This is a genomic window from Streptomyces sp. NPDC088387 (genome assembly GCF_044753385.1).
Taxonomy (GTDB): Bacteria; Actinomycetota; Actinomycetes; order Streptomycetales; family Streptomycetaceae; genus Streptomyces.
This window is the reverse complement of the sequence record NZ_JBIVNC010000006.1, coordinates 152,103-164,777: the sequence shown is the minus strand read 5'-3', so window position 1 is coordinate 164,777 and position 12,675 is coordinate 152,103. Positions and strand designations below refer to the sequence as shown.

General features: G+C 74.1%; 10 protein-coding genes and 1 pseudogene. 6 read left to right on the top strand and 5 right to left on the bottom strand.

Features of this window, described 5'->3' with window-relative positions:
• Positions 1-198: 198 nt before the first annotated feature.
• The gene (locus ACIQAC_RS17925) at positions 199-1,152 is read right to left on the bottom strand and encodes a DUF4232 domain-containing protein (RefSeq protein WP_402192017.1); all 954 of its coding nucleotides are present in this window, start codon (positions 1,150-1,152) and stop codon (positions 199-201) included.
• Between the two features lie 174 nt (positions 1,153-1,326).
• Between ACIQAC_RS17925 and ACIQAC_RS17920 the strand changes: the two genes are divergently transcribed.
• Positions 1,327-2,112, top strand: coding sequence for a maleylpyruvate isomerase family mycothiol-dependent enzyme (locus tag ACIQAC_RS17920; protein ID WP_402192015.1), 786 nt, complete (start codon positions 1,327-1,329; stop codon positions 2,110-2,112).
• A 185-nt stretch (positions 2,113-2,297) separates the two neighbouring features.
• The gene (locus ACIQAC_RS17915) at positions 2,298-3,299 is read left to right on the top strand and encodes an NAD-dependent epimerase/dehydratase family protein (protein ID WP_402192013.1); all 1,002 of its coding nucleotides are present in this window, start codon (positions 2,298-2,300) and stop codon (positions 3,297-3,299) included.
• Positions 3,300-3,428: 129 nt separating this feature from the next.
• On the opposite strand, the gene ACIQAC_RS17910 is transcribed toward ACIQAC_RS17915, so the two are convergent.
• Both ACIQAC_RS17910 and ACIQAC_RS17905 read right to left on the bottom strand, forming a co-directional pair.
• On the bottom strand, positions 3,429-4,544 hold the full coding sequence (locus ACIQAC_RS17910; RefSeq protein WP_402192010.1) for a sensor histidine kinase: 1,116 nt from the start codon (positions 4,542-4,544) through the stop codon (positions 3,429-3,431).
• Positions 4,545-4,546: 2 nt separating this feature from the next.
• A complete protein-coding gene (locus ACIQAC_RS17905; protein ID WP_402192008.1) occupies positions 4,547-5,395 on the bottom strand; it encodes a response regulator in 849 nt (282 codons plus the stop codon).
• 205 nt (positions 5,396-5,600) lie between these two features.
• Between ACIQAC_RS17905 and ACIQAC_RS17900 the strand changes: the two are divergent.
• The 3 genes and pseudogenes from ACIQAC_RS17900 to ACIQAC_RS17890 all read left to right on the top strand — a co-directional run.
• Positions 5,601-6,302, top strand: a pseudogene (locus ACIQAC_RS17900) (glycosyltransferase family 2 protein); the annotation flags it as partial.
• A 227-nt stretch (positions 6,303-6,529) separates the two neighbouring features.
• Positions 6,530-7,183: a DUF2064 domain-containing protein gene (locus tag ACIQAC_RS17895; protein ID WP_402192006.1), complete on the top strand. Its 654-nt coding sequence runs from the start codon at positions 6,530-6,532 to the stop codon at positions 7,181-7,183.
• The gene (locus tag ACIQAC_RS17890) at positions 7,180-7,968 is read left to right on the top strand and encodes a class I SAM-dependent DNA methyltransferase (RefSeq protein WP_402192004.1); all 789 of its coding nucleotides are present in this window, start codon (positions 7,180-7,182) and stop codon (positions 7,966-7,968) included. Before ACIQAC_RS17895 ends, ACIQAC_RS17890 begins: the two co-directional genes overlap by 4 nt.
• A 334-nt stretch (positions 7,969-8,302) precedes the next feature.
• On the opposite strand, the gene ACIQAC_RS17885 is transcribed toward ACIQAC_RS17890, so the two are convergent.
• On the bottom strand, positions 8,303-9,559 hold the full coding sequence (locus ACIQAC_RS17885) for a molybdopterin-dependent oxidoreductase (RefSeq protein WP_402192001.1): 1,257 nt from the start codon (positions 9,557-9,559) through the stop codon (positions 8,303-8,305).
• 117 nt (positions 9,560-9,676) lie between these two features.
• Between ACIQAC_RS17885 and ACIQAC_RS17880 the strand changes: the two genes are divergently transcribed.
• Positions 9,677-11,050, top strand: coding sequence for a hypothetical protein (locus ACIQAC_RS17880; protein ID WP_402192665.1), 1,374 nt, complete (start codon positions 9,677-9,679; stop codon positions 11,048-11,050).
• A 125-nt stretch (positions 11,051-11,175) separates the two neighbouring features.
• Here ACIQAC_RS17880 and ACIQAC_RS17875 read toward each other — a convergent pair whose 3' ends face one another.
• Positions 11,176-12,675: a tripartite tricarboxylate transporter permease gene (locus tag ACIQAC_RS17875; RefSeq protein WP_402191998.1), complete on the bottom strand. Its 1,500-nt coding sequence runs from the start codon at positions 12,673-12,675 to the stop codon at positions 11,176-11,178.

Here is a 12,675-nt window from a genome sequence, read left to right as displayed (position 1 = left end):
CTGCTGCATCCGGGCCAACGCGCGCCTCGGCCGGCGCCGGCGCCGGACGCCCGGACGCAGGGCCCGCGAGGCCGTTGGACCGTCCCGCCCTTGAAGCACCCCGCCCCACGAACCCACCCGCTTCCGGACCCCGCGCCCTACGGCCGCGCCACCAATGGCCGCGCCACCAATGGCCGCGCCACCTATGGCCGCGCCCCCCTACGGCCGCGCGCCCTCCAGCGGCTCGGACTTCTTCCACGGGCCCACGCCCAGGCGGCCCGTGGTGCCCAGGTCCAGCTCGGGCGTCACCGTCACGGGATCCGCTCCGGACTTGGCCCGTACGGTCACGTAGGGCACGTTCACGGCCTCGCCGAACTCGGTGGTGTTGCGCCACACCAGCGTGGCGTGGGCGCGCTCACCGCGCTTGAGGGTGACGGGCTGCGGAGGGCCGTCGGCTCCGGTGCCCGTGGAGATCTCGCTGCCGCCGTGGAGGATGTCGATGCCGTCGACCGGTTCATGGTCGGCGTTGGCCAGTTCGAGGTCGGGGTAGCCGTTGAGCCGGTACTCGTCGGTGCCGCAGTTCTCCAGGTTGAGCCCGACCACCCGCAGTCCCATGGCGGCGTCCCCTTGGTCCGCGTACACCCGTACCCCCGAGGGCGGGCAGGCGCCGCCCTCGGAAGGGGCCTCGTCGGTGCGGACGCTGCGCACGGTGAGGATGCGGGCCCGCGCGGACGCGTCGGCCTGCTGCATTCCGCCGAGCGGCAGGGTGCGGTGCACCGTGCTGCCGGGCGCCACGGACGGCACGGTCTCCTCCGGGTTCGACAACGCGCCGCCGGACTCGGTGCCGACACTGAACGTGACCGTGTAAGTCCTCGTCTCGTCCGAGGAGTTGGCGATCTCGTACGCCAGGCACTCCTGGGCCGCGTCGAAGCCGGTGATCGTGACACCGTCCGCCGAGAGCCGCGACGGATCGCCGGCCGGTGGCGCGGACGAGGCGCCGGAGCCGCCCGCCCCACACGCCCCCGCACCGGACGCACCCGTCCCCGACGCCCCCACCCCGGACGTACCCGCCGGACCGCCCGCCTCCCCACCCGTCCGCTGCGTTCCGCACGCCGTGAGGAACAGCGCACCGGAGAGGAGCACGACCGGAAGGGTGTACGCGGATCTCTGCATCCACCGAGTCGATCAACACGACACGGCGAACGGCTGTGACGGAAGCCACAGTTCCGGCCACAGAACCGTCACAGACGGCGCTCACGCGTCCGACCGCATCCGGGCCCGATCCGCTCGCGGAGGCCCTCACATCTCCCGCACCGATGCCGTGAAACCACCCCCTAGGGTGATCCCATGACCCGCTGGATCCTCGACCGCTACTGCTCCGAAATCCTCTCCCAGACCGAACTGCTGCGTGCCCTGCTGCGCGACGGCGATCCGCGCGCGCCCGTCCCCACCTGCCCGGAGTGGAACCTGGGCCGGCTCGTACGGCATGTCGGCGGGACCCACCGGTGGGCCGAGGAGGTGGTCCGCACCCGTGCCACCGAGCCCGTCCCGGACGACCTCGTCAACAACGTCTTCGGCTACGGCGACGAGGACCCGGCCGCGCTCGACGAGTGGCTCGGCGCCGGGGCGCGCCTGCTGACCACCGCGCTGATGGACGCCGGGCCCGACGCACGGGTCTGGACACCCCCGGAGCCCGATCAGCCGGTGGTGTTCTGGGCGCGCCGCATGCTGCACGAGACGTCCCTGCACCGGGCCGACGCCGCCTGGACGGTGGGTGTCCCGTACGAGGTCGACACGGCGGTGGCGCGGGACGCGCTGGACGAGTGGATGGCCTTCGGGACCGTTCCCGAGGCGTACGACGAGGAGGACGCGGAGCCGCTGCTCGGCCCCGGCCGCACCCTGCGCTTCCGGGCCGTGGACAGCCCGACCGAGGTCTGGGGGGTGGACCTCACCGGCGCCGCACCGACCTGGTCGCACTCCGGCCGCGGCGACGCCGCCGTCACCGTGACCGGCACGCTGACCGACCTGATGCTGCTTGTCTACGGGCGTCCCGTCGCTCCCCGGATCGAGGTGGACGGCGACGGTGCGCTGCTCGACCTGTGGCTGCGGCGGACCCGGTTCTGGCTGAACTGAGGCCGCGCGGCCCCGCCCGGCCGGTGAGGTCACGGGCGGAGAAGACCGGCGTGGCGCCGGCCCTGTCAGCGGCCCGCGCGGGCGGCAAGGCGAGTTCCGCCGGGGCCGGTGGACAGGTCTTACGGACCCGTGACGTGCGGGGCGCGTCCGGCCGCGGGCGGGGCGTGCCGATCTAGCGTGGGTGCATGCGTGTACTGGTCACCGGCGGTGCCGGGTTCATCGGATCCCATGTCGTGGAGGCGCTCGCGGCGCACGGACACGATCCGGTCGTGTTCGACGTACGGCGGGACGAGCGCGCCGACGTCCGGGACCGCGAGGCGGTCGCGCGGGCCCTGGCCGGCGTGGACGCCGTCTGTCACCAGGCGGCGATGGTCGGCCTCGGCACGGGCTTCTCCGACGCTGCGGACTACGTCTCCCACAACGACCTCGGGACGGCCGTGCTGCTCACCGCGATGGCGGAGGCCGGTGTCGGGCGGCTGGTGCTGGCCGGGTCGATGGTCGTGTACGGGGAGGGGCGCTACGTGTGCCGGCGCCACGGTGTGGTGCGGCCTGGCCCGCGGGCCGTCGCCGATCTCGCGGCCGGGCGTTTCGAGCCGCCCTGCCCGGTGTGCGGCGCGGAGTTGGCGCCGGACCTGGTCGGCGAGGACGCGCCCGTCGACCCGCGCAACGTGTACGCCACGACCAAACTGGCGCAGGAACACCTGGCGGCGGCCTGGGCGCGCGCGACCGGCGGTTCGGCGATCGCGCTGCGCTACCACAACGTGTACGGACCCCGGATGCCGCGCGACACCCCGTACGCCGGGGTGGCGTCCTTCTTCCGCTCGTCGCTGGCCCGCGGCGAGGCACCGACCGTGTACGAGGACGGCGGCCAGCGCCGGGACTTCGTGCACGTACGGGACGTCGCCGCGGCCAACGTGGCGGCGCTGGAGGCCGGTCCGGCCGGAGGCGTGCTCGCCGTCTACAACACCGGGAGCGGCGAGCCGCACACCGTGGGCGGCATGGCGCGGGCGCTGGCATCGGCGTACGGCGGCCCCGAGCCCGTCGTCACCGGGCAGTACCGGCTGGGGGACGTACGGCACATCACGGCGGACTCGTCCCGGCTGCGGGCGGAGCTGGGGTGGAAGCCGGAGGTCGGATTCGAGGCGGGGATGCGGGAGTTCGCGCGCAGCCGCCTGCGCGGGGAGTGAACCCGCCCCTCCCCGGGCCGGTGAACCCCGCTCCGTTCCCCGGGCCGGGGAACCCCGCTCCGTTCCCCAGGCCAGGGAACCCCGCTCCGTTCCCCAGGCCAGGGAACCCCGCTCCGAACGGGAACCCGCTCAGGCCTCCGCCGCCGCCGGAAGGGTCACCTCGAAGCGGCAGCCGCCCGGGATGTTCCGTACGGTCGCCCGGCCCTGGTGCGCCTCGACGATGCCGCGGACGATGGCGAGCCCCAGACCCGCGCCCGCCGGAGGTGTGCGGGCGTGGGTGCCGCGCCAGCCGGTGTCGAAGACACGCGGCAGATCCTCCTCGGGGATGCCTCCGCAGCCGTCGGTGACGGTCAGGACCACACCCTCGGCGCGGCGTTCGGCGGCGACGGCGACCGTGCCGTCGGCCGGGGTCCGGCGGATCGCGTTGACCAGGAGGTTGCCCAGGACGCGGCTCATCTCCTTGCCGTCCACCTCCACGGGCACCGCCTCGATCCGGTCGCCGACCAGCCTTACGCCGTGTTCCCTGGCCAGCGGATCGGCGCCGGCCAGGGCGTCGCCGACCAGGTCGTAGACGGAGATCCGGGTCGGGGTGAGGGCAAGAGCACCGGCGTGTATGCGGGAGAGTTCGAAGAGGTCGCCGACCATGTCGTTGAGGCGTTCCACCTCGGTGCGGATCTGCTTGAGGTAGCGGTCGGGGTCGGTGGCGACGCCGTCCTCCAGCGCCTCCGACATGGCACGCAGACCGGCCAGCGGGGTGCGCAGGTCGTGCGAGATCCAGGCGACGAGTTCGCGGCGCGAGGACTCCAACGCCCGCTCCCGTTCCCGGGATTCGGCGAGCTTGGCACTGGTGGCCGCCAACTCACCGCTGAGCGCCGCGAGTTCGGCCGTGGCCGCGCCCACCGGGGCCGCGAAGTCGCCGCCGTCGCCGAACGAGCGGGCGGCGAGCTGGAGTGCGCGGCTGCGGGCCACGACCCAGCGGCCGAGCAGCAGCGAGGTGGCGAGCGAGACCACGGCGGCCATCGCGACGACGGTGGTGACGACGGTCAGGTCGTGCGAGGAGAGGAACATCGCCCACGCGACGACGAGGGTGCCGGCGAGCATGGCGGTGACCGCGACGGCGGAGACGACCGCGAGCGACGCGGTGAGCGAGCGGCGGCGCAGCAGCCACAGCGCGAGGGCGCCGAACAGTCCGGCACCCGCGGCGCCGAGGAACGCGTACAGGGCGATGAGCAGGTTGTCCCGCACGGTCACACCTCCGTGGCGGCCGGGTCGAAGCGGTAGCCGACGCCCCACACGGTCTGGATCAGCCGGGGCCGGGCGGGGTCGTCCTCGACCTTGCCGCGCAGCCGGCGCACATGGACGGTGACGGTGGACAGGTCGCCGAAGTCCCAGCCCCACACCTCGCGCATCAGGTCCTCGCGGCTGTAGGCGTGGCCGGGGTTGCGCAGGAAGAACGCGAGCAGGTCGAACTCGCGCAGGGTGAGGGCGAGTTCGGTGCCGTTCTTGGCGGCGCGGCGGCCCGCGGGGTCGACGGTGAGTCCGGCGGCGGTCAGCGGGCGGACACCGGCCGCGGGGCGGGTGCGGCGCAGTACGGACTCGACGCGCAGCACGAGTTCGCGGGGGCTGAACGGCTTGGTGACGTAGTCGTCGGCGCCGACCTCCAGGCCGAGGATCCGGTCGTCCTCGTCGCCGCGGGCGGTGAGCATGATGACCGGCACCGGGCCGCGTGCGCGCAGTCGGCGGCAGACCTCCAGGCCGTCCATCCCCGGCAGCATCAGATCGAGGACGACCAGGTCTGGCCAGTCGGCGGCGGCCCGGGCGAGGGCGCTCGGCCCGTCGTCGGCCCGGTCCACCACGTATCCCGCCCGCTCCAGATACCCGGAGACCACCTCGGCGACGGTGGGGTCGTCGTCGACGACGAGCACACGGGCGCCGTCGGGGGCCGGGCCGTCTACGGGGGCCGGCCCGCCGACCGGGGCCGGACCTTCGACGGGCGCCGGACCTTCCACGAGGGTCGGACCTTCCACGGGGGTCGGACTGTCGACGGGGTGGTCCTCGTCCGGTCCGGTGTCGTGCGTATGGTGCGGTTGCTGCATGGCACCAGCCTCGCACCGTCGGCCCCGCGCGCGGGGTGCGAGGCTCTGACGTCCGTGTTTCGTAAGGAGCCCGCGTCCGAAATGTCGGTTTCTCGTTCGTAGGGTGAGTGCCGTGACGCCCTCCCCCGACTCTCCGGACGCCGAGCCACCGGCCGAGCACCCGGACACCTCGCTCACCGGCCCCGCCGACCCACCGCTCCCCCGGTTGACCGAAGCCGACCCGCTCCCCCCACACCCCGCCCCTCCGTCACCACCCGTCGCCGACGTCGTCCTGCCCTGTCTCGACGAGGTCGAGGCGCTGCCCTGGGTGCTGGCCCGCATCCCGCGCGGCTGGCGGGCGATCGTCGTGGACAACGGCTCCACCGACGGCTCCGCGGAACTCGCCCGCGACCTCGGCGCGACCGTCGTCCACGAGCCGCGCCGCGGCTTCGGCGCCGCCTGCCACGCCGGGCTCACCGCGGCCCGCGCGGACATCGTCTGCTTCTGCGACTGCGACGCCTCGCTGGACCCGGCGCTCCTGGTGCCGTTCGTCCACGAGGTGCACGACGGCACGGCCGATCTCGTACTGGGCCGGCGCAGGCCACGGGGCCGGGGTGCCTGGCCCGCCCACGCGCGTGCCGGAAATCTGGCGCTCGCGCGGATGCTGCGCCGCAGGACCGGTCTGCGACTGCACGACCTGGGTCCGCTGCGCGCCGCCCGCCGCGAGGCACTCCTCGCCCTGGACCTCGCCGACCGGCGCAGCGGCTACCCGCTCCAGATGGTCGTACGGGCCGCCGACGCGGGCTGGCGGATCACCGAGCACGATGTGCCGTATCTCCCGCGCGCCGGCGCCTCGAAGGTGACCGGCACCTGGCGGGGCACCTGGCAGGCGGTCCACGACATGAGCCGCGTCCTCACCGAACCGCCCCCAAGCTCCGAGCCGACTCCAAGCACCGAACCGTCTCCGAGCACCCAACCGCCCTCGGGCACCCAACGGCCCCCGGGCACGCAACCGCCCCCAGGCACGCAACCGCCCCCGAACACCGAACCGCCCCCAAGCGCCGCCGAGCCATCCCACCGCGCCGGACCATCCCACCGCACCGAGCCGTCCCAAGGCGCCGCCCACGCCCCCCACACCCCCCAAGGAGGGACCAGGTGACCACGAGCACGGCCCCCGGGACGACCACCCTGCTCGTCATCGCCAAGGAGCCCCGCCCCGGGCGGGTCAAGACCCGGCTGACCCCGCCGTTCACCCCGAGGGAGGCGGCGGCGCTCGCCGAGGCGTCCCTCGCCGACACCCTGCTCGCGGTGGCCGCGACACCCGCGCGCCGACGGGTCCTGGTGCTGGAGGGGGCCCCGGGCCCCTGGCTTCCGCCGGGCTTCGACGTGGTGCCGCAGTGCCCGGGCGGCCTGGACGAACGGCTCGCCGCGGCCTTCGCCGGCTGCGCCGGACCGGCCCTCCTGATCGGCATGGACACCCCGCAGGTGACACCCGAGCTGCTCACCCTGGACTTCACGGCCCGGGACGCCGGCTACGACGCCTGCTTCGGTCCCGCCGAGGACGGCGGCTTCTGGGCGCTGGGCCTCGCCCGCCCCGACCCGGAACTGCTGCGCGGGGTCCCGATGTCCACGCCGCACACCGGGGCCGTACAGCGGGAGCGGCTGGTCCGGGCGGGCCTGCGGGTGCGCGATCTGCCGCCGCTGCGGGACGTGGACACGGCCGCCGACGCGGAGGCGGTCGCGGCTGCGGTGCCGCACGGCCGGTTCGCCGCCGAACTGGCCCGGCTGCGGGCGGTCGCGGGCCGATGAGCACCCTGCACAGGACCGTGTCCGTACGGTCCGCCGATCGGCCGTGGTCCGCGGATCCGTACGCCGACGCCCTGCGGTCCGGCCACGGGCCGCTGTTCCTGAGCCGCGGCGACGGCTGGCTGCTGCCCCTCGAGGTCGAGCGCTGGTGCGGGCCCGCGGACGCGGCCGACCAGGAGGTGCTGGCCCGCTGCGAGGGCGCCGTGCTGGACGTGGGCTGCGGGCCCGGCCGGCTGGTCGCGGCGCTCGCCGCCCACGGCCGGCCGGTGCTCGGCATCGACGTCAGTGAGGCGGCCGTCGCCCGCACGGCACGCCTCGGCGGCCACGCGCTGCACCGCTCCGTCTTCGAACGGCTCCCCCGCGAGGGCCACTGGGGCACGGCCCTGCTGATCGACGGCAACCTGGGTATCGGCGGCGATCCGGCCGCGCTCCTCGCCCGGATGGGCGCGCTACTCGCCCCCGGCGGTCTGCTGATCGCCGAGACGGTACCCGTGGACGTGGACGAGCGCGCCCACGTCCGGGTCACCGACGCGCGGGGCAGCGCGAGCGGACCGTTTCCGTGGGCGCGCCTCGGCACCTCGGCGCTGCTGCGGTACGCCGAGCCGCTCGGCTGGCGCAGCGAGGGTCAGTGGACGGCGGGCGGCCGCTGCTTCGTCTCCCTGCGCGGCCGGGCCGGCAGCGCGAGCCGGACCAGCAGCACCAGCGCGGAGCTGGCGAACAGCGCGGCCGTGATCAGCAGCCAGCGGGCGAGGAAGCCGTCGCCGGACAGCGCGGTCGCCGACCGGTAGCGGTCGGCGACCTGCCCGCTGATCAGCGGGAACCACACGAGCAGCAGCAGGGCGGAGAACGCGGCGGGCACGCGCACGTAGAGCGCCCGCCGCCGTCGGCCGACCGCGCCGAACGTCCGCACGAGCGCGCGGTCGGCCACCGCGTACACCGGCAGCAGCACCAGGTCGTGCACCAGCGCCGCGCCCACGAACCACAGCGCCACCTGGAACCAGTCGCCCGCCAGCAGCCGTACGCCCGCATAGCCGGCGAGCGCGAACGAGCAGGCCAGCAGCAGGATCTGCCAGGGGCTGCCCACCTTGGGCCGGGGCACCCCGGGCCATGTCACCGAGCGCATCACAGGTCTCCGAAGGTCATCCGGGCCACCCACTTGGTGTTGAGCACACCGGGTGCGGCGGGCACGATCACGCGCGCCGGGTAGCCGTGGTCGGGGGTCAGGGGCGCGCCGTTGACGTGCAGGGCGAGCAGGGAGCGCGGGTCGGCGACCTGGTTGGCGCGCAGGGCGGTCCGCCGGAAGGCGCCGCGCTGCTGGAGCGACTCGACGAACACGTCCGTCGGCTCCTCGTGGCCGACGAGCGCCGCGAGGTCGCGCAGCCGTACGCCGCGCCACCGCTGGTCGGAGGTGGACCAGCCCTCGACGCAGGCGATGGGCAGGGCCGCGCCGTGCTGTTCCATCGCGAGCAGCTGCGCCCGGGTGAGCCGGACCGTGCCGGTGCGGCCGGTGAGCACCAGCCGCCACGCCTCGTCGCTGGTGTCGACGGCGCGGATCCCGGCGTAGGCGGCGGTCTTGTTGATCTGGAAGGCGCCGGGTCCGCTGCCCGGTTCGGGGCCGCCGTGCGGGGCGAGTACGGCGGTCCTGCGCAGGAAGCCGTCGAAGCCGCGTCCGGCGGTGGTGCCGAACAGCAGCAGTGACGCGCCGCCGACCAGCCAGAGCGCGCCGCGCCGGGAGACGGTGGGCGGCTCGGGCCGCGGCGACACGAGTGCGTCGGCCTCCTCCTGGCCTCCCTGGCCGCCTCGGCGTTCCTCCCGCATCTGCCGCACATTGCGCACCACGGTCGGCGTCTTGAGCACGGTGTGCGCCACGAATGCGCCGAAGAACACCCACGCCCCGTAGAAGTGCAGCGGGTAGAACGAGCCGGGGAAGATGTAGTCGAGCTGGACGTTGAGCACACCGGTGACGAACTCGAACAGCGCGCCGCCGACCAGCAGGAGCAGCGAGATCCGCTCCAGGGCGTGCGCGAGCGACCGGGCTGGCGGCAGTGTGAACAGCTTCGGCACGACCGACCAGAGCTTGGCGAGCAGCACCGGGATCAGGGTGATGCCGAGGGTGACGTGGACGCCCTGGGTGAGCCGGTACAGCCAGTACGGGTGCGTCGGCCAGGAGAAGAGGTAGAAGCCCAGGAGGCCCTTGTCCGGCGTCTTGTCGTTCACCGACGCCAGACCGGGGTTGTAGGCGGCGTACGACAGCAGTCCGGTCACGAAGAGCACGGTGATGCCGACGAGCAGGACGAGCCCGAGTACGGACGTGAACCGGGTGCCGCGCACGGGGCTGCGCCAGAAGCCGGGCGAGGTGGGGAGGGGAAGGTCTCGCATGCCCCGACCGTAGGCCGGAAGAGGGGCTGTGAAGGGGCCGCGAACCATGACGAAACTCTGACGTCCGCGCTCCGTAAGGCCTGGTGAGGCGCCCGGCGCCCTAGCGTGCCCAGTGTGATCCGCTCAGTCCGCACCTCACCCCGGTCCTCGGCCCCCACCCCTCCCCGCAGCTCGCTCCGTGACGCCGCCGCCGTCCTGGCCGCCGGGCTCCTCGTGGTGGCCGCCGTCCTCGTCGGCCGGCACATCGAGGACACCGACGGCACCCTCTTCGTCGGCTGGCCACCGCTCCTCGCCGACTGGGACCCGCACGTCGGCCCCGGCACACCCGCGGCGATCGTCTTCGCCGTCGCCCTGATCGCGTACGGTCCCCCGCTGGCCGCCCGGTTGCCCTGGCGGACGCTGCTCGCGACGGCCTGGGGCGGCGGCATGGCCTGGATCTGGTCGCTGGCGCTGATCGACGGCTGGCACCGGGGTGTCGCCGCCCGGCTCACCACCCGCTACGAGTACCTCCAGGTCATCGACCGCTTCCACAACATCCCGGCCACCCTGCGGGACTTCACCGGACACATCCTGATCGGCACCCCCGACCACTGGCCCGCGCATGTCGCCGGACACCCCCCGGCGGCCACCGTGACCTTCGTCCTGCTGGACCGGATCGGACTCGGCGGCGGCGCCTGGGCGGCCGTCTGGTGCATCACGCTCGGCGCGACGGCCGGTGTCGCGGTGCTGGTGACGGTACGGGCGCTGGCCTCGGAGGAACTCGCCCGCCGCGCGGCCCCGTTCCTGGTGCTGGCGCCCGGCGCGGTCTGGATGGGCGTGTCCGCCGACGCCTACTTCGCCGCGGTCGCCGCCTGGTCGGTGGCGTTGCTCGCCCTCGCGCTCACCGGACGCTCCGCGTGGTGCGCCACGGGCTCCGGGCTGCTCTTCGGCCTGACCTGCTATCTGTCTTACGGGCTCACGCTGATGGCGTGCGTCGGGCTCGCGGTGCTGGTGCTCGGGCGGCGCGAAGCGCGCGGGCGGCCGGTGCTCCTGGTGTACTTCCTGCCCGGACTGGCCGTGGTTCCGGCGGTGTTCACGGCGCTCGGGTTCAACTGGTGGGAGGCGTACCACCTGTTGGTGGACCGCTACGACCAGGGTGCGGGCGGTGTGCGGCCCTACTGGTACTGGATCTGGGCGAACCCGGCCTGCACGGTCCTGGTCGTCGGCCTCGCCACGGCGGCGGGCCTGTGGCGGGCGGGCGCCGCGCTCGCCCGGGACCGGCGCCTCGGTACGGCGGACGCGCGGCTGGCGTTGCTGGTGGCGGGCGGAGTGCTCGCGATCCTCGCGGCCGATCTGTCGGGCATGAGCAAGGCGGAGACGGAACGCATCTGGCTGCCGTTCGCACTGTGGATGCTCCCCGCGTGTGCGTTTCTGCCGCGCCCGCGGCTGTGGCTGGCCGGACAGGCGGTGCTGGCCCTGCTGGTCAACCACCTGCTGGCCACCGGCTGGTGAGGTGCCGGTGCGTGGGACTCCACTGAGCGGGGTGCCGGGCCCCTGACCGTGGGGGAGTCTGCCAGGGGCCCGGCGGGAGACCGGGCAGCCGGCCGGCGACGGCTGCCCGGCGGGTCGTCAGGACGTCAGGTCTTCGCCGCCGTACGGCCCCGCAGCGGGATCCGCCGCACCAGCGGCCAGGCCAGCAGCACGGCGACGATCGCGTACACCGTCACCGAGAACGGGGTGTTGACCAGTCCGCCGACGCTGCCGTCGCTGATCTGGAGGGCGCGCCGCAGCTGCTGTTCGGCGTTGGGGCCGAGGATGACGCCGATGACGGCGGGCAGCACGGGCAGCCCGTAGCGGCGCATACCGAAGCCGATCAGGCCGATGACGAGCAGGATCACCAGGTCGATCACCTCGCCGCCGACCGCGTACGCGCCGACCGCGGCGAAGAACAGGATGCCCGCGTAGAGGTACGGCCGCGGAATGCGCAGCAGTTTCGCCCAGACCGGCGCGAGCGGCAGGTTGAGCGCGAGCAGCAGCACCATGCCGACGAAGAGGGAGGCGATCAGGCCCCAGACCAGGTCGGGTTCGCGTTCGAAGAGCAGCGGGCCCGGCTGGATGCCGTACTGCTGGAAGGCGGCCAGCATGACCGCGGCGACGGCCGTGGTGGGCAGGCCGAGGGTCAGCATCGACACCAGGGTGCCGGCGGCCGACGCGGACGCGGCGGACTCCGGTCCGGCGACGCCCTCGATGGCGCCCTTGCCCCACTCGTCCTTGTGCTTCGACAGCCGCTTCTCGGTGACATAGGACAGGAAGGTGGGGATCTCGGCGCCGCCCGCGGGGATCGCGCCGAAGGGGAAGCCGATGAGCGGGCCGCGCAGCCAGGACTTCCAGGTGCGGCGCACGTCGTCGCGGCCCAGCCAGGGCCGTCCTACGGGGATCGCCTCGCCGGGGTTGCGCCGCAGGTGCGCGGCGACCCACAGGGCCTCGCCGATCGCGAACAGGCCGACCGCGACGATCACCACGTCGATGCCGTCGGCGAGTTGGAGCGAGCCGAACGTCAGCCGCTGCTGCCCGGTCATCTGGTCGAGGCCGACCAGTCCGATGGTGAGGCCGATCAGCAGCGAGGCCAGTCCGCGGATCCGGGACGAGCCGAGGACGGAGGTGACGGCGATGAACGCGAGGACCATGATGGCGAAGTAGTCGGGCGCGCCGATGTCGACCGCGAGGTCGGCGACCACGGGGGCGAGCGCGACGAGCAGGATCGTGCCGACCAGGCCGCCCGTGAAGTGCCCGATGGCGGCGGCCGCGAGCGCCTGGGCGCCCCGGCCGGACTTGGCCATCGGGTTGCCCTCCATGGCGGCGACCACGGCGGCGCTCTCGCCGGGTGTGTTGAGCAGGATCGAGGTCGTCGAGCCGCCGAACATCGCGCCGTAGTAGATGCCGGCGAACATGATGAACGCGCCGATCGGGTCGAGCCCGTACGTCACCGGCAGCAGCAGGGCGACGGCCATGGCGGGGCCGATGCCGGGGAGTACACCGATGGCGGTGCCGAGCAGTACACCGAGGACGGCCCAGAGCAGGTTCATCGGTGTGAGGGCCGTACCGAAGCCGTCGAGCAGGGAGTTGAGGGCGTTCAT

Coding starts and splice junctions, on each gene's coding strand:
- ACIQAC_RS17920 (WP_402192015.1), top strand. CDS start 1,327: ATGACCCGCTGGATCCTCGACCGCTACTGCTCCGAAATCCTCTCCCAG.
- ACIQAC_RS17885 (WP_402192001.1), bottom strand. CDS start 9,559: ATGCGAGACCTTCCCCTCCCCACCTCGCCCGGCTTCTGGCGCAGCCCC.
- ACIQAC_RS17875 (WP_402191998.1), bottom strand. CDS start 12,675: ATGAACGCCCTCAACTCCCTGCTCGACGGCTTCGGTACGGCCCTCACA.
- ACIQAC_RS17905 (WP_402192008.1), bottom strand. CDS start 5,395: ATGCAGCAACCGCACCATACGCACGACACCGGACCGGACGAGGACCAC.
- ACIQAC_RS17925 (WP_402192017.1), bottom strand. CDS start 1,152: ATGCAGAGATCCGCGTACACCCTTCCGGTCGTGCTCCTCTCCGGTGCG.
- ACIQAC_RS17915 (WP_402192013.1), top strand. CDS start 2,298: ATGCGTGTACTGGTCACCGGCGGTGCCGGGTTCATCGGATCCCATGTC.
- ACIQAC_RS17890 (WP_402192004.1), top strand. CDS start 7,180: ATGAGCACCCTGCACAGGACCGTGTCCGTACGGTCCGCCGATCGGCCG.